General features: G+C 42.6%; 20 protein-coding genes. 9 read left to right on the top strand and 11 right to left on the bottom strand.

Annotation, left to right across the window (positions count from 1 at the left end):
* Positions 1–27: 27 nt before the first annotated feature.
* The 6 genes from C900_RS07140 to C900_RS07115 all read right to left on the bottom strand — a co-directional run bounded on the left by C900_RS07140 (position 28) and on the right by C900_RS07115 (position 8,812).
* Entirely contained in the window at positions 28–432 is a 405-nt protein-coding gene (locus tag C900_RS07140) for a hypothetical protein (RefSeq protein WP_009579040.1), read from the bottom strand.
* Positions 432–1,619 (bottom strand): phosphoglycerate kinase, encoded by a 1,188-nt coding sequence (locus C900_RS07135; protein ID WP_009579039.1) that lies wholly within the window; start codon positions 1,617–1,619, stop codon positions 432–434. The genes C900_RS07140 and C900_RS07135 overlap by 1 nt, the downstream gene beginning before the upstream one ends.
* 208 nt (positions 1,620–1,827) lie before the next feature.
* Entirely contained in the window at positions 1,828–2,784 is a 957-nt protein-coding gene (locus C900_RS07130; protein WP_009579038.1) for an L-threonylcarbamoyladenylate synthase, read from the bottom strand.
* A 637-nt stretch (positions 2,785–3,421) separates the two neighbouring features.
* Positions 3,422–3,961 (bottom strand): NUDIX hydrolase, encoded by a 540-nt coding sequence (locus tag C900_RS07125; RefSeq protein ID WP_009579036.1) that lies wholly within the window; start codon positions 3,959–3,961, stop codon positions 3,422–3,424.
* Positions 3,962–4,318, bottom strand: a complete 357-nt coding sequence (locus C900_RS07120) for a carboxypeptidase regulatory-like domain-containing protein (RefSeq protein ID WP_245558406.1) — start codon at positions 4,316–4,318, stop codon at positions 3,962–3,964.
* 75 nt (positions 4,319–4,393) lie between these two features.
* On the bottom strand, positions 4,394–8,812 hold the full coding sequence (locus tag C900_RS07115; RefSeq protein WP_040496014.1) for a T9SS type B sorting domain-containing protein: 4,419 nt from the start codon (positions 8,810–8,812) through the stop codon (positions 4,394–4,396).
* Between the two features lie 213 nt (positions 8,813–9,025).
* Between C900_RS07115 and C900_RS07110 the strand changes: the two genes are divergently transcribed.
* The 5 genes from C900_RS07110 (at position 9,026) to C900_RS07090 (ending at position 13,822) form a co-directional block, all read left to right on the top strand.
* A complete protein-coding gene (locus C900_RS07110) occupies positions 9,026–10,072 on the top strand; it encodes a PorP/SprF family type IX secretion system membrane protein (protein ID WP_040496012.1) in 1,047 nt (348 codons plus the stop codon).
* Between the two features lie 12 nt (positions 10,073–10,084).
* Positions 10,085–10,435 carry a translation initiation factor gene (locus tag C900_RS07105; RefSeq protein ID WP_009579032.1) on the top strand — a complete coding sequence of 117 codons (351 nt, stop codon included), beginning with the start codon at positions 10,085–10,087 and terminating at the stop codon, positions 10,433–10,435.
* Between the two features lie 166 nt (positions 10,436–10,601).
* Positions 10,602–11,849: a hypothetical protein gene (locus C900_RS07100; protein ID WP_009579031.1), complete on the top strand. Its 1,248-nt coding sequence runs from the start codon at positions 10,602–10,604 to the stop codon at positions 11,847–11,849.
* Positions 11,850–11,888: 39 nt separating this feature from the next.
* The gene (locus C900_RS07095) at positions 11,889–12,890 is read left to right on the top strand and encodes a sensor histidine kinase (protein ID WP_051052798.1); all 1,002 of its coding nucleotides are present in this window, start codon (positions 11,889–11,891) and stop codon (positions 12,888–12,890) included.
* Between the two features lie 179 nt (positions 12,891–13,069).
* Positions 13,070–13,822 (top strand): LytR/AlgR family response regulator transcription factor, encoded by a 753-nt coding sequence (locus C900_RS07090; protein WP_009579029.1) that lies wholly within the window; start codon positions 13,070–13,072, stop codon positions 13,820–13,822.
* Between the two features lie 96 nt (positions 13,823–13,918).
* Here the strand turns inward: C900_RS07090 and C900_RS07085 are convergent, their stop codons facing one another.
* The gene (locus C900_RS07085) at positions 13,919–14,155 is read right to left on the bottom strand and encodes a hypothetical protein (protein ID WP_157493930.1); all 237 of its coding nucleotides are present in this window, start codon (positions 14,153–14,155) and stop codon (positions 13,919–13,921) included.
* On the opposite strand from C900_RS07085, the gene C900_RS07080 reads away from it, so the two are divergent.
* Positions 14,145–15,392 (top strand): hypothetical protein, encoded by a 1,248-nt coding sequence (locus C900_RS07080; protein WP_157493929.1) that lies wholly within the window; start codon positions 14,145–14,147, stop codon positions 15,390–15,392. The genes C900_RS07085 and C900_RS07080 overlap by 11 nt on opposite strands.
* A gap of 132 nt (positions 15,393–15,524) precedes the next feature.
* Here the strand turns inward: C900_RS07080 and C900_RS07075 are convergent, their stop codons facing one another.
* The 4 genes from C900_RS07075 to C900_RS07060 form a co-directional block, all read right to left on the bottom strand.
* The gene (locus tag C900_RS07075; protein WP_009579026.1) at positions 15,525–16,295 is read right to left on the bottom strand and encodes a LytR/AlgR family response regulator transcription factor; all 771 of its coding nucleotides are present in this window, start codon (positions 16,293–16,295) and stop codon (positions 15,525–15,527) included.
* 14 nt (positions 16,296–16,309) lie between these two features.
* Positions 16,310–17,368: a histidine kinase gene (locus C900_RS07070; protein WP_009579025.1), complete on the bottom strand. Its 1,059-nt coding sequence runs from the start codon at positions 17,366–17,368 to the stop codon at positions 16,310–16,312.
* A 3-nt stretch (positions 17,369–17,371) separates the two neighbouring features.
* The gene (locus tag C900_RS28190; RefSeq protein WP_009579024.1) at positions 17,372–18,460 is read right to left on the bottom strand and encodes a sensor histidine kinase; all 1,089 of its coding nucleotides are present in this window, start codon (positions 18,458–18,460) and stop codon (positions 17,372–17,374) included.
* Between the two features lie 84 nt (positions 18,461–18,544).
* Entirely contained in the window at positions 18,545–20,038 is a 1,494-nt protein-coding gene (locus C900_RS07060) for a hypothetical protein (RefSeq protein WP_009579023.1), read from the bottom strand.
* A 217-nt stretch (positions 20,039–20,255) separates the two neighbouring features.
* Here C900_RS07060 and C900_RS07055 point away from each other — a divergent pair, with 217 nt between their 5' ends.
* The 3 genes from C900_RS07055 to C900_RS07045 are packed head-to-tail and all read left to right on the top strand — an operon-like array spanning position 20,256 to position 24,656.
* Positions 20,256–21,962 carry an amidohydrolase family protein gene (locus C900_RS07055; RefSeq protein WP_051052797.1) on the top strand — a complete coding sequence of 569 codons (1,707 nt, stop codon included), beginning with the start codon at positions 20,256–20,258 and terminating at the stop codon, positions 21,960–21,962.
* 17 nt (positions 21,963–21,979) lie between these two features.
* Positions 21,980–23,335 (top strand): amidohydrolase, encoded by a 1,356-nt coding sequence (locus C900_RS07050; RefSeq protein ID WP_009579020.1) that lies wholly within the window; start codon positions 21,980–21,982, stop codon positions 23,333–23,335.
* Between the two features lie 10 nt (positions 23,336–23,345).
* On the top strand, positions 23,346–24,656 hold the full coding sequence (locus C900_RS07045; protein ID WP_009579019.1) for an amidohydrolase family protein: 1,311 nt from the start codon (positions 23,346–23,348) through the stop codon (positions 24,654–24,656).
* The last annotated feature ends 69 nt before the right edge of the window (positions 24,657–24,725 follow it).

Raw genomic sequence — 24,725 nt, 5'->3', positions numbered from 1 at the left:
ATACGTTGAGTTGTTAGAATGAGTTAACTAGTTGTAATACTTTTTGAAAATGTCGTTGATCTGCTGTGGATCCATGAACTCATAGCCGTTAAGGGCTAATTGAATAATATCATTAATCGCATATAAGTTCAGACCCATCTGCAGCCCCAGGTTTTTACAAAAACCAATTTCTTCATCATTTATTCTGGTGTCGATACCCATTAATATTAATGACCGGTGGAAGAGGGGGATAATGTGATGCTCAGCCTTGGGAATAGATCTTTTCTCTATTCCCAAAGCCTCGAGTCTCGCCAACTCAAGCTGATCAATACCGAGTCTTTCTGCCACCTTAAGGATGTAGATGGTCTCTATCTTTGATATTTGCTCGTCTGCCTTCGCCAGATTCATCAGATCCAGCAGGTGGCTTAGCTTTTCTTCATGAGAGAGTGCCATTAATCTTCCAAAGCTGCTACGCCCGGTAATTCTTTACCTTCCATATACTCCAATAGAGCGCCACCGCCTGTTGAAACATAAGATACCCTGTCACCATAGCCCAGGTTGTTCACTGCTGATGCCGAGTCACCGCCACCGATAAGTGAAAAAGCACCCCGTTCTGTAGCTTCTACCACCGCCTCTGCAATGCTGACAGTACCTTTCGCGAAGTTGCTCATTTCAAATACACCCATCGGACCATTCCAAAGGATGGTTTTTGAGTCTCTTATGATCTTAGCAAACACCTCACGCGCCTGGGGCCCGATATCGAGGCCCATCCAGCCATCAGGTATAGCTCCATTTTGCACTACATTTGTTTTTGCATTATTGTCGAACTTATCGGCAATTACTGAGTCGAATGGCAATTCCAAATTAACATTCTTTTCTTTGGCTTTTTGTATCAGTTCTTTAGCCAGATCCAGCTTATCCTCTTCTACCAACGAAGCGCCAATTTTGCCTCCCATGGCTTTGAAGAAGGTATAAGACATGCCACCACCGATGATCAGGTTGTCCACCTTGTCGAGCAGCTTTTCTATGATCAATATTTTGTCAGATATTTTGGCGCCTCCCATAATAGCAGTGTAGGGGCTGGTAGCACTGTCGAGCACCTTTTGTGCATTTTCAAGCTCGGCAGCCATCACATAACCGCATACTTTTTCGTCAAAGAATTGAGCAACGATGCTGGTGGAAGCATGCGCCCGGTGGGCTGTCCCGAATGCGTCATTTACATAAATATCGCCGTGAGCGGCAAGTTTTTTGGCAAAAGCCTCGTCACCTTTTGTTTCTTCTGGGTGAAATCTCAGGTTTTCCAAAAGCAGTATCTCACCGCTTTTTAGGTTGGATGACATAGCTTCGGCTTCATTACCGATGCAGTCACCGGCAAATTTCACCTCGGTGTTAAAGCGGCCTGAAAGGTCCTTTACCAGATGCTTTAAAGAGAATTTTTCCTCGGGACCTGTTTTGGGCCTGCCCAGATGAGACATTAACACTACAGAGCCACCATCGTTAAGGATTTTTTTGATAGTAGGAACAGCGGCCCTGATCCTGGTATCATCAGTAATTTCGTATTTATTGTTTAAGGGCACATTAAAATCTACCCTGATCAATGCTCTCTTATTTTTGAAGTTAATGTCATCAATTGTTCTCATAAGCTCTTGTTTTTTCGAGGCGTAAATATCTAAAATAATATCTTAAACTGCTTAATGGCAAAGATTGTTTTTTGAGGCTCTGATTGGCTTTTTTATGCCTTAAAAGCGGTTGATAGTCAAGTGAATGCAGTCCGTAATCGTTTGAACTTCATCGAGAAAGTGCTTCTGGTGCGGGACTTATGAGATGAAGATTTTCTGAAAAAGGAAGTTATTTTGCTGCTGCTCTTGTCAACCTGTCATTTATAGCTAAACCCAAACCGTGTTCGGGGACACGTTCAGCGAGGATGACGTCCACGTCCATCTTGTCCATGATGCGGAGCGCTGAAAATAAATTTTTAGCAGCAGTGGCTAAATTGCTATCTTCGGCAAGAATGATTTGATTACTTGTGGGAACTCCGGGTATGGCTTTATCAAAGGCTAAAATGCCTACACTTTGGTCGGCATAATTTTTTAGATGCTCCTGAATATTGCCTAAAACGACTTTTTTTCCCGGGGAGTAATGACTTTTTAACATGCCGGGGGCTTTCGGATTGGAAGAGGAGTTGGGCATGAGTTTTACCCTTCCGATAGCACTTTCTATTTTTTCCCGACTGGTGCCACCCAGTCTGTGAATAATAGCATCATTTCCATCAAAACCGACAATAGTAGATTCGATTCCTACGGAGCAGTTGCCGCCATCGAGAATATACGGGATTTTTTGTCCCAACTGGTCTTCCACATGTTGCGCAGTGGTAGGACTGACATATCCGAATGGATTAGCGCTGGGGGCTACCAGGGGGAAGTCAATAGATCTTAGCAACTCCAGAGTTAATGGTTGTTGAGGTATTCTCACAGCTACGGTATCCATACCGGATGTAGCGAGATCAGGAATTATGGGTTGCTTGGGTAGTAGTAATGTAAGTGGACCGGGCCAAAAGCGCTCTGCCAGTATCAGCGCTTTTTCGGGTAGATCCCGTACTATTTTTTGAACCTCAGCCAGCGAATGGGTATGTACAATAAGCGGGTCAAAAGCAGGTCGGTTTTTTGCCTCAAATATTTTAGCGATGGCCTCAGGCTTATAGGCATTTCCTGCCAGTCCGTAAACTGTTTCCGTAGGAATAGCTACGAGGTCCCCCTGTTCCAAATAAGATTTTGCCGCCTGTACGTCAGTGCCAATGGTTGCCATGGTGATAAATCGATCTGCAAAAGTATTAATTTTAACAGTTATGGCATCAATTACATTAACTTTATATATTTACCTGACAACCAACTCCTATCTATCATGAGCAATAAAACCAGATCTACCTTAAAGATAATTTCTATTATACTTATTGTCCTATGGGCTTTAATGGCAAAGTCTATAATCATTATTCCTGTGCTTGTACCTTATATGTTTTGGCTCGTGGTAGTAAGTTTTGGGCTTCTTTTGGTTGCAGCACGTTGATATTTGCATCATGCTGCCGGGTTTAGTGCCACCACTATTCTATAGCGTAAAATTGTGGTGGTGCGATACATTTAATAATAATATTAAAAAACACAAAACCATAACTGCCTGAAGTTGTTATAAATATGATTCGCCTTTGAATCACTTTGGATGATGACTTAACTACTCATCTTTCATGGTTTTTTAGTGTTATTACAGTTAATTTTAAGGTTGATAAGGATCCTGCTGCACCGCAGGATCCTTTCATTTCATTACCTCAGGTGTAGTTGTTGTTAGAAAACACCAATTACAGCAGGAGAAGTAGACGAACGCGTTACAAACACGCCCGAGCAGGGTTTGTAACCTACTCATCAGATGACTCTAAGTCATTAGATGAGTATCATTTCAATGATTTCTCCGCCATTCTCAAGATGCTTTCATTGTTGTTGGAAAGTTTCCAGAGCTCGTTTTTATACAGCCACGCAAGCTCTTTTGACTCTCTGTTGACTACCAGCGGTTCTTGTTCATCAGCCTTAAAAAGGAATCTCACATCATAATGCAGATGCTCGGGCTCGGCTTTTCTGGCTGGAATAGTATGAATGTCAATATCAAAGATCTGATCACTGACCAGTTCAATAGATGAAAGACCGGATTCTTCCGTTGCTTCTTTTGTAGCTACCCTGATGATGTCAGGATCACCATCGGCATGTCCGCCTAACTGCAGCCAGCGATCAAGTTTGAAATGATGAGTAAGTAGTGCTTTATCTCTTTCATGATTAATAATCCATGCCGATCCGGTAATGTGCCCCTCTTGAAGTGAACGTTCGAAACAGGTGGAGTTTACCTCGATAAAAGCCAAAAATGAAGCCCTGAATTGCTTTTCTGCTTCAAGTTCAGGGCTGTAGGATTGTAGTTGCTCTAATATTTTCTGTCGATGCATTTATTCAATAATGATCGTCACCTTGTTGACTTTTCCTTCTTGCAGGGTGTCTGTTTGCACGCCCGCGCCTATATTGTTTTTGTCACCTTTTACAGCATTTACAAAGTATACCTTTGCCTCCAGATCCTTAAACCTTACTTTGCCTTTTTTATCTGAATATTCTATTTCAGTGGCAGGATTGGTTTCATTCCGGTAGTCTTCTTCTGTAGGGAAAAGTTGAACGCCAACACCTTCTTCAATATTGCCCAGTTCATTTCTGACTGTAATTGTAAGTGAGGTTTTCATCAACTGGACACTGCTGAAAGCAAACAAACATGCAATTCCTATTGCTAATAATGGGTATTTAAGATTTTTCATGGTCAATAAATTTTTCTCGTTTAAGCTGCCTCCTGCAAAAAGGCTGCCATTCACGTGTGAATTTAATGAACAACTTTAGCGTATCAAAGTTATCCCTCCGCGAGTTTCCTGTAAGTTGCTACGTTCGGGAATCACACTTCTGAAGTTAATCCTGTATGCATAGGTTCCTCCAGGCAGTGGTCTGTTGGGGTCATTGTTATAGCCTCCGTTCCAACCGGTTTCCAGGAAACTGGCCAGATCGGTTGACTGGAATATCATTTCACCCCACCGGTTGAAGATAAAGATCTGGAAGTCCTCGGCAGAAACCAGTATGGGAAAGACAGTGAAGAAGTCATTTCGCCCATCCCCGTTTGGCGTAAAAGCGTTTGGAGCGTTTATTCTGGCTTTGCAGTCTTCCACTACATCGAAATCCCCTTCAGTTATACAGCCAAAGGCATTTGTCATCCTTACATTGACCTTTCCCGTTACAAATACCTTGATACTATCTGCATATATTTCATATCCATTACCATCTTGCAGGGGATTGCCGTCTTCATCGAAGAACTCAACATTGACGAAGCCAGGTACAAATATAGTTACAGTTTCATCCAGTTGCGGGCATATGCCAAATCGTGAGTCAAATGGAATAGGGTCAGAATTCCCAAAAGATACGGTAAGCGTTTCCTGACGATCACATGTGTTTATTCCATCACCAAAAGCAGTAACCGTATAAGTACCGGGTTGAGTTACCAGTATGATGCTGTCTCCTTCAATCTGCATAGAAGGATTGGTAGCCACTAATTGGTTGCTGGATGTAAAATAAGGTACTCTCGCCACCGTTTCATCACAAACTGCAAACTCTGTGGGTAGTGCCAGATCAATCGGAGGTGGAGGAGAGGCAATTACGTTAGCCGATGTAATACACCCATCAGTATCTCTTATTTCCACATAATAGTTACCTGTGGCGACAGGGCTAAAAGGAAGGTCCGCTTCTGTTCCCGATGCAACAGTGATATTTGTTTCTTGTGTTCTCAGTGTCCAGCTATACGTTGCCGGGGCGGGACCAGTGAAGGTAATGGGTGCTAACTCACCATCTACCTCGCTACATGTGCTGTTGATCTGTTGATCATTGGCAGTATAAGGCACAGGATCGTTTAATACGATGGTTCTGACATTACTACATCCGGTGGCTACAAAACTTGTTCTTACTGTGTAGAATCCTGCTGACAAACCGGTGACATTCACTGTGCCTGGTCCGGTAACACTGGCAGCGGGATATGACACTGGGCCGGTTACTGTGTACATCATATCTGCCGATGAGGTGAAATTAACTGCAATAACACCGTCGTTAGCCATACACGCTGAAGGCTGGTTAATCACTGACAAATCAAAGTTTGGCAAGGGATTGATCACAAAGGTCTGGGGAGGCATAGTGGTATTACTAAATCCAGAGCATTGCGGGTCAATTACTACAGTAGCTACGTAATTGCCGGCTTGGTTTAAAGTAAAGGTGAAGCTGGGATTGTCTTGAGTAAGATGAATAGGACCTCTTACCGGATTTACCAGATCATTTTCACTAAATATATTCAAATAATAATCTTCAAGATTCTGAGCATTTATTATTTGGAATGTCAGAGATTCTCCCTCGCAACCATTGGTTACTTGTAAACTGGCGCCTTGTAATGGACTACCAATGTTTTGTATAAAATTGGGCAGCCCCAACCTGCTGGTGGTTCCCGGCGCTAAACCGAAGCTTCCGGTAATATCCGGAGTGCCCGTGGTATCCACATTAGGGTTGCTGATTGTAGCTAAAGCTTGTATACCATTTTGGGCTATGTAAATTTGTCCGTCTGGCCCGGTTTGAAGCGCACCCAGAAGGTCCTGATCAGCGCCTACATACCTGGTAGAATTTCTTATAAACTCAGGCGTAGTTGTGGTTGCTGTAGTGGTGGTAGTATCCACCCTCCACCAATAAATATGACTTTCCGAGGCGCTTTGAAAAGTGGAAAACAGATTTCGGCCATCCGGGCTAAATTCCACACCATAGACCTGGCCCTGAACATTGGAGGGAGGAGTGGGGCCATTCGGAATAGTATTTGGAGTAGGATCATTGAAATTCAATTGTGTTATAAGATTCACTGCTCCGGTACTATCCACAAAGTCGAAAAGCTCTACAAAATTTTCGCTGTCTGATACGGAATATGCTACTGCCAACATGCTATTTGGTCCGAGTTTCATATAACCTTCGCTTTCTCTGTCGGAATCGTGTACTGAACCAACATTAGATATCACCGGAGCTCCTATTCCGGTGGTAAATAAAGGAAATGCCTTGAAATTGTTGTTGCCATACTCATGTACAATTACCCAGTTATTATTTCCTGTTATTCTTTCGGTTACTCCCGAGCAAAGGGTGGTGGAGAGATTGCCTGCCGCTGTTCTCACCAACGCACCTTTTGTGCCACTTGATTCATCCTTAAGATCGAAAACAGCATATTTGAGGTCATAGGTGCCGGTGCCATACACTTCCTCTGTTGTGAAAATGTAAAACAATGTTTCATCATTTGGGAAAGGTACGATCATCACTGATTGGGTGGCAGTTTGATCACCACCTATTTTATCTGCCGGATCGGTACCTGTAAGTTGGTTGCCTTCCCGGTCATAAACGTCCACACCATCTGAATAAAACAAAGGCTGTCCATTGCGGTCGCAATAAATAGCGCATCCCTCGGGAGCCTGCATTTGATTGCCGCCATTGTATATATCAGGGTCACCCAGGGGGATATTTACCGGAGACCCACCTTGGGCCAGTGGGTTGAAATCTATTCCTGCATTATTACCAAAATACCACACATTTGCTCTTTGCTCCTGTAAACCATAAGTATTTACAGTTACCCCCGCATAGGCGGAGCATCCTGAGGCATCAGTTGCAATTACATAATAGTAACCGGAAGAATCCGGTCTTAAAGTGTTTCCTGTTTGGCCATTCGACCAAACCACACTTGTAGCGTTGCCAGAGATCTGAGCAACTACACTTGCAGTACCTGTGCTTCCGTAAGGAGGTGGAAAATCTTCTCTACAGAAAGTGGTATCGGACTGTACAGAGATCTGCAGCTCAAACTGTGTGATCGTCACAGGATGCACCACGAAAGCTGAATCACCATTTAGAAAAGCGGTAAGCCTGACATCAAAGGTGTTGGCTTCTGCATAAGTATATATTGGTGCCAATTGATTGGAAGAATTCCCATCTCCGAAATCCCACCTTACACTGTCTGCACCAGGCTGGATATCCGGGTAAAACAGGGTAGGGGCATTTTGGCACTCTCCTGAATGGGTAAAGTCAACAGTTAGGTTTTGATTGATCCTGGGGAGGAATGCTGGAAATTGCCTTCCTGCATAGTTTTGAATACCGAGTGGAGCCGGATCATAAAGTACTTGTGAGGCTACCGAATCAGGGTCGTTGATCCTTCCCAGCCTGAATTCTCCTGCAACATTTTCATACAAATGATATATAGTACTGTCGGGGGCCATTTGCAGGCCATAGCTTCTTACTACATTCCTGGTTTGTAGATAGGTCAATGTGGGCGGCACCTGCGTCATATCTGCCTGGACCACAGAATCCTGTGCATCTCCAAAGTTGCCGGATATGTACAGGAAATCTCCGTTGTTAGACCATTCGGTGTCATAAATATTTTCATTTGCGAGGCTGCTCAACTCTGTTCCAGGGATATCTGTCACAAAGGAAAGAGCTCCTGTTGCCGGATCGATACTCAGAATTTCGACCGGCTGCCCGGGATTAACCGGGGATACCGATACTTGACTGGTGGCTGCATTGTAGGAAAAGTTGGCTACATTGTCTATGGTGCCAATACTGCCGGAAGATACAGTACTGAGGGTTCCATCAGCAGCAATTGTAGTGACATCATAGCTGGTGCTGGCGCCACTTTCGTGGGAAATAAGGTAGAAACCATCCCTTGTATCGTTCGGGATAATGATCATTCCCGGCGACCTTGGAGTGGCAGGGAGGTTGGTATTTGTAGGCAATCCTACCAGATCTCCCCGGGCAGGTGCCGGGAACCCCGCTGAACCGCTACTGTATACTGTAAGGTCAAAAACCGATTGTTCGAGTAAACCGGTACCGCTGTCGATAGTGAAGATGAAATACTGGTCAGGGTTAGCAGGATTTTGGCAGATGACTACTCCCTGATTAAGGCCTGTGCTGCCGTTTAACGTTGTACTCAATGCCTGGTCAGTGGCATCATATACTGTATTGCCGTCTGTGTAAAATATTATTTCTCCTGAAACAGGATCAGAGGCTACTGCACTGCCTCCTGCACCTAAAGGAAATGGGGTGCTTATGGCTGATGGCTGCAAGCCCGGTCGTACAAATACCAGGCCCCGCTGATTATTTCCGAAATACCAGTTTATTCCCGAGTAACTTTGCGAGTAGACCTGAAAAATACTGCCAACAAACAAAAACATAACAAGACAAGCTCTGCGAAGGTCAAAATGTGGCATTTTCTACACGGTTAGTTTTATTATATAACTGTAAAAGATAGCTCTGATTGTATGAACATCATGTAAAATATTTACACTATTCAATACGAATTTATACAAATAACAGCAAACTGGCGTTATGCTAAGAGCCTAACTTTCTTTATTTTTGATTCGTTAAAATATTTTAGTTTAATTTCCTACTTTGCTACTTAGTGCAAAAAACGGATTACGCTCATGCGCAGACTTTTACTTCCATTTTGTCTATTGATGCTGCTAATGCCAGAGGTGGTAACTGCACAGGACCCGCAGTTCTCTCAGTTTTATGCGGCACCTCTTTATTTGAATCCTGCTTTTGCCGGAGCAACACAGCAGGCCAGGGTAGGACTGAACTACCGGAATCAGTGGCCATCGATAGATGCTAACTTTGTGACCATATCGGCTTTCTTCGACACTTTTATTGAAAGTAAAAACAGTGGTGTGGGTATGCTGCTTATGAGAGACACTGAGGGACAGGCCGGACTCAAGTCTACCAGTGTAGGGCTGCAGTATGCTTACCAGCTTTATATAACGGATTGGTTAACCTTCCGTCCTGGTTTTCAGGCTGCCTTTTACAACCGGCATGTTAATTTTAGCGATCTTACATTTGGTGATCAGTTTGATCCGAACACCGGGGAGATCATCAACCCCACGAATGAATCTTTCGGTAATCTGAGTAAGAACTTTGTCGATCTGTCAGCAGGAGGTGTACTTTATACAAAAAATATATGGGTAGGGGTGGCCGCTCATCACTTGAACACCCCGAACCAGGCTTTTGAAGAGGATGCAGACCCTAAGGAATTACCCACCAAACTGTCTTTTCACGGAGGCATAAAGTTATTGTTTTCACCGGGAACCATGGGTAGTGGTCTTTACGCCCGGCCACAGGAAAGAAGCCTTACGCCTACCTTTCAGTATAAAACGCAAGGGGAGTTTGATCAGTTGGATATGGGGCTGTACCTGACACTGGAGCCAATCATTATCGGGACCTGGTACCGGGGCCTTCCGTTCAAGAAACTTGAAGGGTTTAACAACAACGAATCGATTGTATTATTAATTGGTTTTACCAAAAAAGGGGGACAGGGAGATCTGCTGAACATTGGGTATAGCTACGACTATACTATTTCAAAATTGGGCTCTGGTAGTGGCGGTGCCCATGAAATTTCTATTTCGTACTCCTGGAACAACAGAGACCCGAGAAAGCCACCTAAGCACATCATGCAGATACCATGTCCTGATTTTTAAAATTTTAGTCTTATGTCAAAAAAGAATAAGTGGAAGAACAGAGACGGAGTCGTTTACTCTACAAATGATGACTTTGAATATAGCTATCAGGGAGAGGAGGAAGCAGATACTCTGTCGCCTGATGAGCAAAACCTCAGGGTTGAGCTGGATAAAAAGGCGAGAGGTGGCAAGCAGGTAACATTGATCAGTGGTTTTATAGGTAGCCAGGATGACTTAAAAGACCTGGGCAAAATGCTTAAGTCTAAATGCGGGGTTGGTGGCTCTGCTAAAGATGGTGAAATTTTGATCCAGGGAGATTTCCGGGCTAAAGTAGCGGACATACTTCGAAGCGAAGGGTACCGTGTTAAACAAATTCGTGGTTGATACCGGGTTCGGTAACAATATATCCCTTTTCAGTTGCCTCATACCCTGATAGAGCGTGCTTTACTTCTCTCACTACAAGTTTATCCATTTCTTTGTAACATGGGTAATGAATTGATCTTTATCCATTTGTGAAACAAGTTATTATGTTTGATTTAAAGATTTGGATATGAGGCTGATGCGTAGTGGTAAGCAACTTGGGTATGGCATTTTCAGCTTATTGTTGTGTTTGATGCTTTCATCGAAGGGCAGCGCTCAATCAGATGCCGGATTTATCTATGGTAAGGTTTACACCATAGACAACTCATATCAGGGGCAGATCAGGTGGGGGAAAGAGGAGGCATTTTGGAATGACCTGTTCAATGCCGTGAAGCTGTATAAAAACGACTATCAATCAATAGTTTCGGGAGGGAATACAGAGAAAAGTTCCTGGGGAGATTTTGATTGGCGTCTTTCCAGTATTTGGGAAGATAAGCGTGGGGGTGTCAGCCATCAGTTTACCTGCCAGTTTGGAGATATCGGAGAGCTGGAGATCAAGGGAGATACTCGTGTAAATCTAAAGCTAAAAAATGGTGTGATCCTGGAGGTAGGAGGTGAGGGGTATAATGATATAGGCACGGAGGTGCTCGTGATGGATGATGAGCTTGGCCTTATCTCCATTAATTGGAAAAGGATCAGGAAAATAGAGTTTAAGCCCACGCCCTCGCGAATGAAGGCCAATATGGGAGCGCCATTGTATGGCACTGTCAGGACTGTGCGTAAGGGCGAATTTACAGGATTTATTCAGTGGGATCATGATGAGCGGCTGAGCGGAGATAAGCTGGATGGCAGGTCTCCTGATGGTAGCGTTTCTATTGCCTTTGGCGATATTAAGCAGATCAGTAAGTACCAGAATGGTAGCAAAGTGGTGCTTCTATCCGGCAGAGAGTACTATTTAAGAGGTTCTAATGATGTTGATTCGGGTAATAGAGGTATCATAGTTTCGATAGAGGGCATTGGAAAGATCACGGTTCCCTGGAAGGCTTTTGACAAAGTAGAATTTACTAAGGCTAAAAACAGTGGAGAAAGCTATGGGAGCTATGGCGTACCTATGGGATTATATGGCCGTGTGGAGCGATACGAGGGTGGTGCAGTCGAAGGCAGGATCATTTACGACATTGATGAGGCGTGGGAGCTGGAGATACTGGAAGGTAATGATGATGAGATTGGCTATGAGATACCTTTTCGAAACATTAAAAAAATCACTCCAAAAAACTATAGCTATTCTTTGATAACTTTAAGGAATGGGGAAACACTGTTGCTGGGAGGGGGCCGTGATATTTCAGATAGAAATGCCGGCCTGCTGATCTTCAAGAAAGGAATAAAGGACCCCGAGCATATACCCTGGAAAAATATAACGGAAATTACTTTTGATTAACCTATGATCAAATAGGTGGATGTGATACTCAACAGGAAAATGATCTCAATTATTGCAGTTGCTGTGTTATTAGTGGCTGCAATTGCATATTACCTGGTTCAACTGGAGCTGGAACCAACCTTCTATTACACCGCCGCATGGATACTGGTGGTGCTGCTGCTCCTGGCACTTGGAAACGGATTCCTCACCCATCAGTTTGATAAGCATATACCATGGTTAAAGTATGGTAACCTTCGCTTTTTTATGCAGTTAGCGATTGGCATTATTTATTCGCTGGTAATTATCAATCTTGCTTATGTCACTTTTAAAGGACTATTTACCGCCAATGCCCCAACCCCGGAACAATACGTGGTTATGAATGCCTATGGCCTCGTCATTTTTATACCTTTTTATTCAATTTATTTTAGCCTTCAGTTTCTGCGGCATTGGAAGAAGTCGGAGCTTGATGTAGAAAAATTCAAAAAGGAAAGTATTCGGGCGCAACTGGAATCACTAAAAAACCATCTTGATCCCCATTTTCTGTTTAATAACCTCAATATCCTGTCATCGCTCATTGATCGTGGGAAAGAGCAGTCAAAAGCTTTTCTTGATAATTTTGCTGAGGTGTATCGTGCAATTTTACGATCAAAAGACGAGGACCTGATACCTTTAAGTGATGAGCTTAACTTTATTCAAAGCTACATTTCTTTGTTGAAAACAAGGTTCGAAGAGCTTATCTTGTTTAAGATTGAGGGAGGAGCTGATATTCAAAATAAAGTCATTCCACCTTTAACATTACAGATGTTAATAGAAAATGCCATTAAACACAATATTATTAGTGAAAAAAGATCCCTAGAGGTTTCTATTGCTATTTCAGATGAATATTTGATCGTAAGTAACAGCTTAAACAAAAGGCCTGAGGAGCCAAAGGAGCAATCAGGTAGCGGACTGGAGAATATCAGGAGGAGGTATAGGTATTTTACTGACAGAGAAATTAAGATAATGAGAAATGCCAGCCACTTTACTGTGGAGGTTCCGCTTATAGAAATGGAAGAGTTTTAAGATTGGTTAAGTAGTGCTTGTAAGAAAACTCCGAGTGACGTTCCTGCTAAAGAGCGGGATGAAGTCCCAAAAAGCGGAGCGTACCGAGGTACGAGAGCATTTTTGAGACAAGCATAATGCAGACATTGGCGTTTTCTTACAGACACTAAGTAGCGCTACAATAGCATAAACATGGGAATATGAAAATTTTGGTACTGGAAGATGAGTCGTTAGCAGCGGAAAAGCTTCAAAATCTTATAAAGGAGGTAGATCCGGCGATAGAAATAGCAGGTATACTGAAATCTGTGGAAGGAGCTGTAGATTGGTTTTCTACCCATGAACATCCCGACCTTATATTTAGTGACATCAGATTATTGGATGGACTAAGCTTTGAGATCTTTAAGAAGGTAGAGATAAACAAGCCTGTGATCTTTACCACGGCTTATGATCAATATGCTATTAAGGCTTTTGAGATCAATAGCATAGATTACCTTCTCAAACCTGTGCAGAAGGAAAAACTGGCGTTGGCCATTGGGAAATTCAAACGTGTTGCCCAAACCGAACAACCTGTTGCCTATGATCAGCTTTTGCAAATGTTGGAGAGCAGGAAAGTGTATAAATCGCGGTTTATGATCCGCAACGGACATAAGATACTGGCTGTACCCGTAGATAAAGTAGCTTATTTTTTCAGTCAAAATAAGCTCACCTACCTGGTGACTACTGATGAGAAAAAATATGCCTATGATCAACCGCTTGAGGTAATTGATCAACAACTGGATCCTAAAATTTTTTACCGGGCCAACAGAAAGTACATTGTACGATTTGAAGCCATTAGAGAGATACACCCTCATTTCAAAGGCAGGATCAAGATCAACCTTAAACCGGAGGCCGATGATGAAATAGTGATCAGCGCTGATAAAACCCCGGAGTTTAAGAGTTGGCTGGATCAGTGATTTTCGCACCAAGCTGCTTTTATTAGTCGAACTTATGATGTTTCAGACAATCGGAGGAGGTAATTTTAATTTGCCAAGATTCTCCCTGGCTAGCTTCTACCAACTTCCTGCTTCTTCACAGTAAAAACTTCCAATTTTAAAAAATACGGATTGATCCTGACTTTTTCCGGTGTAGCCATATCCCGATTCGGACAGGTGATATGCCGACTCATCTGCTTCTTCTTTAATAATAGTGTTGTTTCTCACATATTTGAAGTATAAAAAAAGGTCAAATATCTGCCTGAGAGCAGGTAAACTTTCAAGGTCAAAATTCAAAATAACTATGAGAAGCATTTTAAAATCTACTTTCTGTTTTCTGCTCATGTCCGGGGTTGCTTTTTTGGGCATGTCGCAAGATGAGGGTTTCATCTACGGAAAGATTACCACCATCGATGATAAATCTTTTGAAGGCCCCATCCGGTGGGGAAAGGAAGAGGTTTTCTGGACAGACATGTTCAATGTAGCCAAAGAGGAGAACAACAACCTGGACTACCTCACCAGGGAGCAACGGAAGAAACTGGAGGAGCGCCATCATTGGAACAACGGATTTGTTCACTGGGTAAGTTCCAGGATAAATTATTACCGATCAGACAGTTATGATCATACCCACCAGTTTGTCTGTCAGTTTGGCAATATCAGATCAATAAAGCCTACTGGCCGCAGCAGTGTAGAGGTGACCCTCCAAAATGGTGATAAATTCAAGTTTAAAGGCGAAGGCTACAATGATATCGGCACCAATGTAAAAATTATAGACGCTGAGATAGGCGAAATTTCGTTTGATTGGGGCAGGATAGAAAAAATTGAGTTCAGCAGCACCCCGAGGCTCACTAAGAAGTTTGGGGAGCCGTTATATGGCATTGTAGAAACCTACGCAGGCACTTTTGCCGGATACGTCCAGTGGGACCATGATGAAAGATTAACCACCGACAAACTGGATGGTGATACTTCTGACGGAGATCTTTCTATAGAGTTTGGTAACATCAAATCCATTGAGAGGGAGGGCTACAACGCCAGCCGTGTAGTGTTGAAATCAGGAAGAGATATGAAACTCAGAGGAAGCAATGACGTGAATTCTGAGAACAGAGGGATTATCGTTACTTCTGATAAGTATGGAAGGATTGATATACCGTGGGAAGAATTTAAAAAGGTCACCTTTGAAGATAAAGCTCCGGGAAAAATGAAATCTTACGGAGATTTTAAGCACCAGAAAAAACTGGAAGGTACAGTTACTACCAGGAATGGCGAATCACACAAGGGCAGGATAGTATTTGATCTGGATGAAGAAAGTAACTACGAAGTGTTACAAGGCAAACGCGATGATATAGAATACATTATTGCTTTTGGCGACATTAAAAGGATCACTCCTAAAAACTATGATTTCAGTGATGTGGAGCTAAAGAATGGCCAAAAGGTATTAATCGGTGAAGGACAGGACGTATCTGATAAGAATACAGGCATATTGATCTTCAAAAGTGGCGGTGATCCGGTATATGTGTCCTGGGAAGATGTAAGAGAGGTTAATTTTAATTAAATTAATCACCAAAACCACCCTTGTACTGTTAAGTGGTAAGGAGCCTGTCTCAACACCTAAAATCATTTCGATAGTCGTTCAGTTGGAAACAGGCGGGATGACTGGGGCATTTGAGACGGCTCCTTAGTTATTTTACAGTCCATTAAACCAGTCCTTAAAAGCATTAACTTTTTCCCGGCTTACTATAATCTCCTTGTCGAAAGTCAGGCAGGGGGTTATTTTTAATCTGCTGTTGGAATACATTACCACATCTTCAATAGCATTAATGTTCATAATGAACGAACGGTTTACCCTAAAGAATTGTACAGGGTCCAGCAGCTCCTCTAACTCCTCCAGCTTATAATCGATGATAAACTTTCTATTTTGGCCGGTAATAAGGTATACATTTCTGCCTTCTGCATAGAAAAATTCAATATTATCCGTGGTTATGGACTTAATATGCTCTCCCAGCTTAACCATAAATCGGTTTTTGTAGGTCTTTGAGCTCAGTTGCTGAAGTGTACTGTTGATGTCCTGGGGTGGAGCAGATGGTGAGCCGAGATTTTGCTTAAGCGAAGTTAATTTTTCCAATGCGGCAGTAAGATCCGCAAAAGTGATAGGTTTGAGTAAATAGTCAATGCTATTGACCTTAAAGGCATCAATTGCGTAATCGTCAAACGCTGTGATAAAAATGATCGGTTTGTTGATGGTAACTTCCTTGAAGATATCAAAGCTTTTGCCATCCGTTAGCTGTATATCCATAAAGATCAGCTCTACCTTATCTTGATAGTTTTTTAGCCACTGCACTGCGTCACTGACTGAAGTTATCCTATCAACTACCTCAATATTTTCATCATACCTGTGCAGGTATCTTTCCAGCTTTTCAGCGGCAGGTACTTCATCCTCAATTATTAATACCTTCATTAAATATAGTATTTTCAAACAGCCAGTTTCTCTTCGGCTAATTCAAGTATAGGAATTTTTATGTAATTTATGTTATAGGCCTTTACCTGCACCACAGGTTTTTCACTAAAATAGCTGTAAGACCGTTGCAGGTTATTCACCACTTCTTTTCTGTTAGAATCCACAATAAGCCGGTCATTAAGTTTATTGCTCAATATAAGATATCCGTCGGTTTCCTCTATGGCCAACTCAATGATCAGTGGGTTGAATTTATTGATAATAGTACTTCGGATGATTGACTCTACAAGACCGGGCAGGGAGCCGGGCACCATGGGAAGGTGCAAATGATCGGGCGGTATGTTGGCTTTAAAGGTAATGGTGTTGTCATATTGATAATTCAACAAATGTGTGATGTTGTTAGCCGCTTTTATTTCTTCATCAAGAGATGATAATTCAATTTTTCGATGACTAAGAATGTAGCGGTATACGAGTGAAAGATGGTCTATATAGTCTTCGGCCTCCTCGTTGTTTTTATGTATAAGCGTGATCAATGTTTCCAGGCTATCATAAAGAAGTTTAGGATTTACTTCATTCTTAAACTGGCCCAGTTCGATCTCCAGGTTTTCTGTCAACATTTTTTCCGTTTCCAGTCTGCTGAGGTTTTGACGGTACAAATAATAATTGCTGAAGTAGAGGAGATTGTAAAGCAAGCTTGACACCGCAAAAATTGAATTGAAGATAATAAGCTGGGTTTCTGTAATGCTAAACTGTAAAATATAAGTGAAGTATGCCGAGATGGTCAGCGATATTACGATAACAGATAAAATCAACCCTGAAAGAGTCTGTAAAATGATCCTGCTGAGTGCAGTGGTCTGATCGTCAGTAAGTTTTTCAGCGAGTTTTACATTCAGTCTTAGCGTCTCGGAGAGTAAATAGCTTAACCCTATGCATACATATACCTCCTGCCCGGTAAAGATCTCAGATATTTGGGCCACATTATTATTAACGAGTAATATCAACAGGTAAACCAGTGCTCCGTAAAATGGAGGAACGAGCAATCTGAATAATGTATGGTTGATGAATATCTTTTTCATTTTTCAGGCGGTTTTTGCAAATTCATCCCTTATTACCGGTAACCTTACAGTAAATTTATTGCTATTCTCAACTTTGATGGCCTTATTGGTGAAGAAGCTGTACCTCTTTTTGATGTTGTCAAGTCCTATATGAAAGGAAGTAACATGAGCAGGCGCCTTGGTTTTTGTATTGGTCACTTTGATGTCTGTATTATCTATGGCGCTGATGTAAATATGCAGTGGCTGTTCTTTTGAGATTACATTGTGTTTAACAGCATTCTCCACCAGCATCTGTAGCGTGAGTGGAGGCATTTTGGTATCCAAAACATTCGGAGGCAGGTTTATTTCGATATGCAGGTTGTTTTCAAATCTCACTTTAAGCAGGTAATTATATGATTTAACAAATTCCACCTCTTCCCGTAGTGTGATATATTGTTTTTCATTGTTATCCAAAATGTATTGGTAGGTTTGAGCTAGCCTCCTGATAAAGTCTTCGGCCATGTTGGGATCTTTGAAAATGAGCGAAGAGATGGTGTTCAGGCTGTTGAACAAATAATGAGGGCTCAGTTGACTTTTCAGTGCTTCAAACTGCACGGCCAACTGCCTCCTGTGATTTTTGACAGCATCAATATGCACCACTGCATACTCGTTGTAGGAGAACAAGGCGAAATATATCAGTGAATATAATACAACAGCCATTAAAGTGATGACCATAAGCTTTACGAGTGGCTCATAATAGGAAGTCCATAATCCTTTATAGACAAAGCTTCCCGTTTGTAGTCCCAGAAATATCCAACATATCACGAGTATGATAGCAATGGCTATAAGCGCATTTACCAGCATGCCCACTATAAGCCTGGTTGATAAATTTTCTTTCCATGGTAAAAGCCTGTTGAGAGCGAGATCAGACCGGTAGATCATAAGGCCTGCAATATTGGCAGTTACCAGGCTGGTTAGTAAATAATGATAGTTTTTGGTGACGGTGGGCAGGTATCCTTCTTCGCTATAAAAAAAGTAAAAGAAGTATAGAATACCCACAGTTGAAGAAATGAATATACCCAGCCAAAATCTACGCATGTATCCAAAAAATAATCTGTGAGAATTTATAGCCATGATAACTTCAATCTAATCATTTTAGTGATCATTTTGAAGTCATCATGTCAGATTGTTGTTATTGAAATTTCAGTGTTACCGGCATCAGTCAATGGCACGCATAGCTCTGCCGTAATACGTGTCAGAGTTGATCCTTTTGGCAGCTTCGGTATAAGCTGCTTTTACCTCAGCGTCACTATTTTTTACTAGCGGAGCCAGGTGCTGTAGTGCGCTGGACTTGTAGAAGTCAGACTTAATACCTCCGGCAGCCTTCACCAGCGAGATCAGTGTGGACTTAGATAAATTGCGACTTTCACTGGCATTTTTGAGGATGGATGAGGCATAATTATCGGAGTTCATGTTGCTGATAGCCTGTGCCATTCGAGCCACCGCCTGATCGTTCAGGTCCTGATGCTTTACCATTTTGCTAAGTACTGATGCTGCATAGTAGTCAGAAGACATTTTGTCATCTAAAAGCCCTATAAGTTTAATATTTACATCATTGTCAAGTTTGTTTTCTACCAGTTTGGAGAATACAGTTGCCATATAATAATCTGAACTAACATTAGCTACTGCTTCCAAAAGTTCATTTGACGATGAACCTGACAAGCCTTTTTTGCTGATTGCTTTGCTAAGAATTTGTGTTTGATAATAATCCGATCCGATATTTTTTGTGCAGCTTATGATCTCGCCAACTACATGATCATTGGCGTTATCCTGGTCCAGCACCTGGCTAAGGACAGTGGCTTTGTAGTAATCCGATCCGATGTTTTTACTGGCATTTAATATTTGTGTCATCGATCTGGCTGAAGCCTGGTGATTGTCGAGCGCTTCCTTGAGTACTGCAGCGGTATAGTAATCACTTCCAATGTTGGAAACAGCTTCGAAATAAGCTTCTGCAGTTTTATCATTCTTCAAAAACTGTGAAGAATTGCTTTTGAGCATTTCTGCCAGGTAGTAATCGGAGTTGATCTTATCAGCCAGCCCTTTTGCGGCCTTCACCAGGTCATTTGAAGAAAGGCCGTCTTTCTGAAGCAGGATCTTTCCATAGATGGATCTCACATAATCACTTTCCAATCGGCCTACTTCATTCAGCACGGCATCTACACCCCCCTGTTTATAGTACCGGTTTACCCTGCTTTCAGCAGCTATTCCGGTAGACCTAACCACATCAGGAAGGATCTCCGCTAACCATTTTCTGCCTTCAGGCTCATAATCAACCTTTTTGCGGCTTTCGTAATATTCCCTTCGCAGGCCATTTGAACTGGCTTCAATAAGAATGGACCTTCTGCTGCCAAAGGTGGTCTTGCTGATCTCTATATAGCCACCAGGTGAAATGCTTTTAACGTCTTTGTCGTCATCGGTAACTTCAATAGTACCCTTATATTCAATATTGAAGCTGTTGATCCCGTTAGATTGCGTGTGTCGCCTTACATTTTTTCCATCTGTGATAATAATCTTGTCACCGGTAGTAACATAAGTTTTTTGAGCCACAGTTGGAGTACTTGTAAAAAAGAAAAGCATCAGCAAGAACATTATGTATGTTCTTGCCTTTGCTTCTCTTTTAGAACCTTTGAGTTTTTGACCTGACCTGTTCATAACTATTTATTTTGAGTTTACTTACTCTTACGGTACAATTATCGGTATTTGTTGCATGCTTAGGTAGGTGATGGTAGTCAACTGTAAGATGATTGTACTGAACTGCAGATTGCATGTATTGTTTTTTTTACATTTTTCAACCGTTCGTGTAGTAATTCGTGAATAATTCTCTCAAAAGCTTATACTTAGTGAGTCCAATTAAAAAACCATTGAATCAATGAAAGAACAAATGCCAGTGTATTTACGGTTGACCGTACTGATGCTTCTGATGGTGACTGCCACATTTACGGCATACAGCCAGAATGAAGAGTTGGCCCCGGTGAGCAGAGCCTATGTGATCAGGAATGCCAACATCATCCAGGCGCCAGGAAGAAAAATAGATAAAGGAGCCATACTCATTAGGAATGGAATTATTCAATCTGTAGGCAATACGGTAAACATCCCAGCCGACGCTATTATCATAGAAGCTGACTCTCTGTATGTTTATGCAGGTTTTATAGATGGTCTTTCCAATACAGGTGTGCCGAAGCCTAAAGACGAGAATCAGGATAAGAAAGTAAAAGATCCAGGTAATCCACCAAATAATATTGCAGGTATTGAACCCCACAGGGATGTTAGAAACCTGCTGGACCCTGCTGATAAATCGATCCCCGACATGCGAGCTATCGGTTTTACGGCAGCTCATACGGTTCCACACGGCAGAATGCTTCCCGGGCAGGGAGCCATCATATTGCTGGCGGGTAACAGCCCCGATGAATTGGTTTATAAAGGACCGGTGTCCATGTTTAGTCAACTGCATGGAGCAGCGGGTATTTACCCTAACACTGTAATGGGCGTAATGGCTAAATACAGGGAGCTTTACAGGCAGGCTGATCAGGCTAAATCGTACCAAAAGCGTTATATCCAGGATGCATCAGGAATGGAAAGACCTAAATCAGATCGCGTGCTGGAGGCCTTTTATCCGGTTATCGATCGCTCGATGCCGGTGGCATTCAAAGCAGAAAAGGTGTTGGACATTCAGCGGGTATTTAGCCTGAAAAATGAATTGGGCTTCAACCTTATTCTCGGTGAAGTTAAAGAGGGGTGGGACATAACCGATAAGATCAAAACTTCAGGAGCTAAAGTATTTCTATCACTCGATCTGCCAGAGCTGAAAGAAGAGAAAAAAGCTAAGGCTGATAGTGGAAAAGTAGAGGAGAAAGAAAAGAGAAAAACCGAAGTAGACCTCGAAAGGGAGAGGCTGGAGCTGAGAAAAGAGGAAATGATCCGAAAGTTTTATACACAACCAGCCTTATTTGCAAGTGAAGGCATTATCCATGGGTTTTCTACGCTGGAAGCTAAGAGCAAGGATATTAAAAACCACCTTTCAAAGTTGGTCGAAAATGGCTTGAGCGAAGATGCAGCGCTTGCCGCCCTTACTACTTCACCTGCTCAGTTGCTGGGCCTTTCAGCTACTATGGGTAGCATCGATAATGGAAAGCTGGCCAACCTTGTGATAAGCGATAAACCCTATTTTAATAAAGAGTCTAAAGTGAAGTATGTGTTTGTAGATGGCCGGAAGTTCGAATTAGAGGATAAACCAAAAAAGAAGCACTCTGACGAGGAAGATGTAGAGGTTTCAGGCACGTGGAGCTATACCACGGAAACACCTCAGGGTGCTGGCACAGGCAATATTGTGATAACCGGTGAGCCAGGAAACTATTCGGGAACTATTACTGGCAGCTTTTCAGGAGATGAAAATGTCCTGACCAACATCACTGTTGATGGTAAAGAGTTGTCATTCTCTTTTTCCATGAATGTAGGGGGTGACACTTTAAATATAGATGTTTCTGTAACAGTAGATGGCAATACCTTTGAAGGATCAATGACAGCCGGTGTACATGGCAGCTTTCCTATTGAGGGTGAAAGGTTGCCAAATAAATAACCTAAACAGCAATAAAAATGAAAAAATATACAATTGGTTTCTTATTATTTCTTTTTGCTGTGGCGGTAAACGCGCAGCAGAAGGGCACAATCCTTGTTAAGAACGGTACGGTACTAACCATCACCAACGGCACACTGGAGAATACGGATGTGCTGATAAAAGACGGTGTCATATCAAAAATCGGCAAAGGCCTTAGCGCTCCCAAAGGAAGTAAAACTATTGATGCTTCCGGTATGTTTGTGATGCCGGGCATTATCGATGCCCACTCTCATATAGCCCTGGATGCGGTAAATGAAGCCACCTCTCCGGTGACGGCAGAAGTGTGGACGGGAGATGCTCTTAATCCAATGGATGTATCCATCTACCGGGCATTGGCAGGGGGAGTCACCATTTCTCATGCCATGCATGGCTCGGCCAATGCGATTGGCGGACAGTGTGAAACAATAAAGCACCGATATGGTACAGTAGACCCTGACGTGATACGCATGCAGGGCGCTCCACGTACTATTAAATTTGCACTTGGTGAAAACCCTACAAGGGTGCACGGTGGAGGCAACAGGATTTTACCAAGGACGAGGATGGGAGTGGAGGCAGTTTTCAGAAATTCATTCTCAGAGGCACAGGAATACATGAAGGCATGGGAAGTATATAAGGCCAACAAGGATAAGAAGGGCTTCAAAGGCGTTGCGCCTGAGTATGACCTACGGCTTGAAACCCTTGCCGACATTCTGCGCGGAGAGATCATTATTCACTGTCACTCTTATCGTGCTGATGAGATATATATGCTAATGCAGGTGTGCCGCGACTTTGGTATCAAACGCCTGGTCTTTCAGCATGTGAACGAAGGATTTAAAGTTGCCCCGGAACTGGCTGAGTTCGGAGCAATGGCCTCAGTATTTTCCGACTGGTGGGCATATAAATTTGAGGTGTATTATTCTACGGCATATAATGCAGCTATACTTACTGAAAACGGTGTGGTCACATCTATCAACTCTGATTCCGGGGAGCTGATCCGCCACCTCTACCATGAAGCGGGCAAGACACAAAAATATGGTGGACTTTCAGATGACCAGGCACTGGCGATGATCACCATTAATCCGGCAAAGCAACTAGGTATAGAAAAAAGGGTAGGATCGATCGAGGAAGGCAAGGATGGAGATATAGCTATCTTTAAAAACCATCCCTTATCCATCTATACCATACCCATGTATACAATAGTAGATGGGGTAGTGGAATTTGACCGCCAAACGGATGAAGATGATATGAGGATCTATGCTGATGCCAGGGAGACCATCGATGTTACGCTACATTCGACAGTAAGCCATAGTGAAGACAGATGTATGCAGAATACCGAATTTTTGTTTAGAGATTAATACATGAACCATGAAGAATATTAAGAATATATTTAACTGCCTCTTTTTGCTTTTGGCCGCCGCTAGTTCAGCTATAAGTCAGTCAGCAAAAGGAAAGGAAGGCACATTTGCACTAACCAATGCTACACTCGTTACAGTAACCAACGGAACCATTGAAAAAGGAATGTTGATCATTCAAGAAGGAAAAATAGCGGCATTAGGAAACACAGTAGCTATACCGGAAGGAGCCGAGGTGGTTGATTGCAACGGCTTGTACATCTATCCCGGAATGATAGAAGGAGGAGCGCGGCTTGGACTCACAGAAGTAGGGTCGGATGCCCGTACGCGTGACTACAACGAAATAGGAGATGTAATCCCGCAAATGCAGGCGTTGACTGCGGTTAATCCTAATTCAGTTTTGATACCCGTTACCAGAGTAAGCGGAGTTACTACCTCACTGGCCATGCCTACAGGAGGTCTGTTGCCCGGAACAGCCGCTTTGATCAATTTGCATGGTTATACCCCAGAACAGATGTATGCAGGTTTTCAGGCCGTTGTGCTCAATTTCCCTACAACCGGCAAAAGAAGCCGATGGGATAGCAGATCTGATGAGGAGATCAAAAAGGATGCTGAAAAAGCATTGAAACAACTCAATGATGTATGGAGAAAAGCTGTTTCTTACTATAAACTGGATTCTGCTATTAATGCTACAAAATCTGATAAGAAACTGGAGTACTACCCTGAAATGGAGGCTTTACTGCCCGTTGTAAGAGGTGAACGAGCCCTGCTCGTAGAGGTGAATGCGGCTAATGACATTAAGGCAGCCATTGAATGGGTAAAAGATAAAAACCTGAAGGTGATCTTTAGTGGTGTTTCTGAAGGATGGAGAATGGCGGAGGAGCTGGCTGAGGCTAAGATCCCGGTAATTACTGGGCCGGTACTTAATATCCCCAACAGAGATTACGACCGCTATGATCGTGCATATACAAATCCTGTTGTCATGCAGAAAGCCGGTGTTAAAGTAGCCATACGTACTGCCGATGCAGAAAATGTAAGAAACCTGCCTTACAATGCAGGCTTCGCTGCTGCTTATGGAATGGATAAAGAGCAAGCGCTCAGAGCTATTACTATTATTCCGGCCGAAATATTTGGGGTTGCAGATCAATTAGGCTCATTGGAGGTGGGTAAAAGCGCTACTTTGTTTGTGGCTGACGGTGATCCTTTTGAAACAAAAACTCAGGTGAAGCATGTATTTATTGAAGGCTGGAAAATTCCTTTGATAAGCCGTCAGACCAGACTCTATGATGAATTTCTGGAAAGACAGCCTGGGCTTAAGAAGTAGTTGCAAAGCTAAGAATTGTAAAAGGAGGTGTCTCAAAAGTCAAAAATTTAATTTAACAGTCATTCTGAC

It is taken from the genome of Fulvivirga imtechensis AK7, assembly GCF_000331535.1.
Lineage (GTDB): Bacteria > Bacteroidota > Bacteroidia > Cytophagales > Cyclobacteriaceae > Fulvivirga > Fulvivirga imtechensis.
The sequence above is the reverse complement of the archived record's forward strand: the minus strand, read 5'-3'. Positions and strand labels throughout refer to the sequence as shown.

Coding starts and splice junctions, on each gene's coding strand:
- C900_RS07055 (WP_051052797.1), top strand. CDS start 20,256: ATGAAAGAACAAATGCCAGTGTATTTACGGTTGACCGTACTGATGCTT.
- C900_RS07130 (WP_009579038.1), bottom strand. CDS start 2,784: ATGGCAACCATTGGCACTGACGTACAGGCGGCAAAATCTTATTTGGAA.
- C900_RS07090 (WP_009579029.1), top strand. CDS start 13,070: ATGAAAATTTTGGTACTGGAAGATGAGTCGTTAGCAGCGGAAAAGCTT.
- C900_RS07120 (WP_245558406.1), bottom strand. CDS start 4,318: ATGAAAAATCTTAAATACCCATTATTAGCAATAGGAATTGCATGTTTG.
- C900_RS07070 (WP_009579025.1), bottom strand. CDS start 17,368: ATGAAAAAGATATTCATCAACCATACATTATTCAGATTGCTCGTTCCT.
- C900_RS07095 (WP_051052798.1), top strand. CDS start 11,889: ATGATCTCAATTATTGCAGTTGCTGTGTTATTAGTGGCTGCAATTGCA.
- C900_RS07115 (WP_040496014.1), bottom strand. CDS start 8,812: ATGCCACATTTTGACCTTCGCAGAGCTTGTCTTGTTATGTTTTTGTTT.
- C900_RS07110 (WP_040496012.1), top strand. CDS start 9,026: ATGCGCAGACTTTTACTTCCATTTTGTCTATTGATGCTGCTAATGCCA.
- C900_RS07135 (WP_009579039.1), bottom strand. CDS start 1,619: ATGAGAACAATTGATGACATTAACTTCAAAAATAAGAGAGCATTGATC.
- C900_RS07060 (WP_009579023.1), bottom strand. CDS start 20,038: ATGAACAGGTCAGGTCAAAAACTCAAAGGTTCTAAAAGAGAAGCAAAG.
- C900_RS07125 (WP_009579036.1), bottom strand. CDS start 3,961: ATGCATCGACAGAAAATATTAGAGCAACTACAATCCTACAGCCCTGAA.
- C900_RS07050 (WP_009579020.1), top strand. CDS start 21,980: ATGAAAAAATATACAATTGGTTTCTTATTATTTCTTTTTGCTGTGGCG.
- C900_RS07080 (WP_157493929.1), top strand. CDS start 14,145: ATGAGAAGCATTTTAAAATCTACTTTCTGTTTTCTGCTCATGTCCGGG.
- C900_RS07140 (WP_009579040.1), bottom strand. CDS start 432: ATGGCACTCTCTCATGAAGAAAAGCTAAGCCACCTGCTGGATCTGATG.
- C900_RS28190 (WP_009579024.1), bottom strand. CDS start 18,460: ATGGCTATAAATTCTCACAGATTATTTTTTGGATACATGCGTAGATTT.
- C900_RS07085 (WP_157493930.1), bottom strand. CDS start 14,155: ATGCTTCTCATAGTTATTTTGAATTTTGACCTTGAAAGTTTACCTGCT.
- C900_RS07045 (WP_009579019.1), top strand. CDS start 23,346: ATGAAGAATATTAAGAATATATTTAACTGCCTCTTTTTGCTTTTGGCC.
- C900_RS07075 (WP_009579026.1), bottom strand. CDS start 16,295: ATGAAGGTATTAATAATTGAGGATGAAGTACCTGCCGCTGAAAAGCTG.
- C900_RS07100 (WP_009579031.1), top strand. CDS start 10,602: ATGAGGCTGATGCGTAGTGGTAAGCAACTTGGGTATGGCATTTTCAGC.
- C900_RS07105 (WP_009579032.1), top strand. CDS start 10,085: ATGTCAAAAAAGAATAAGTGGAAGAACAGAGACGGAGTCGTTTACTCT.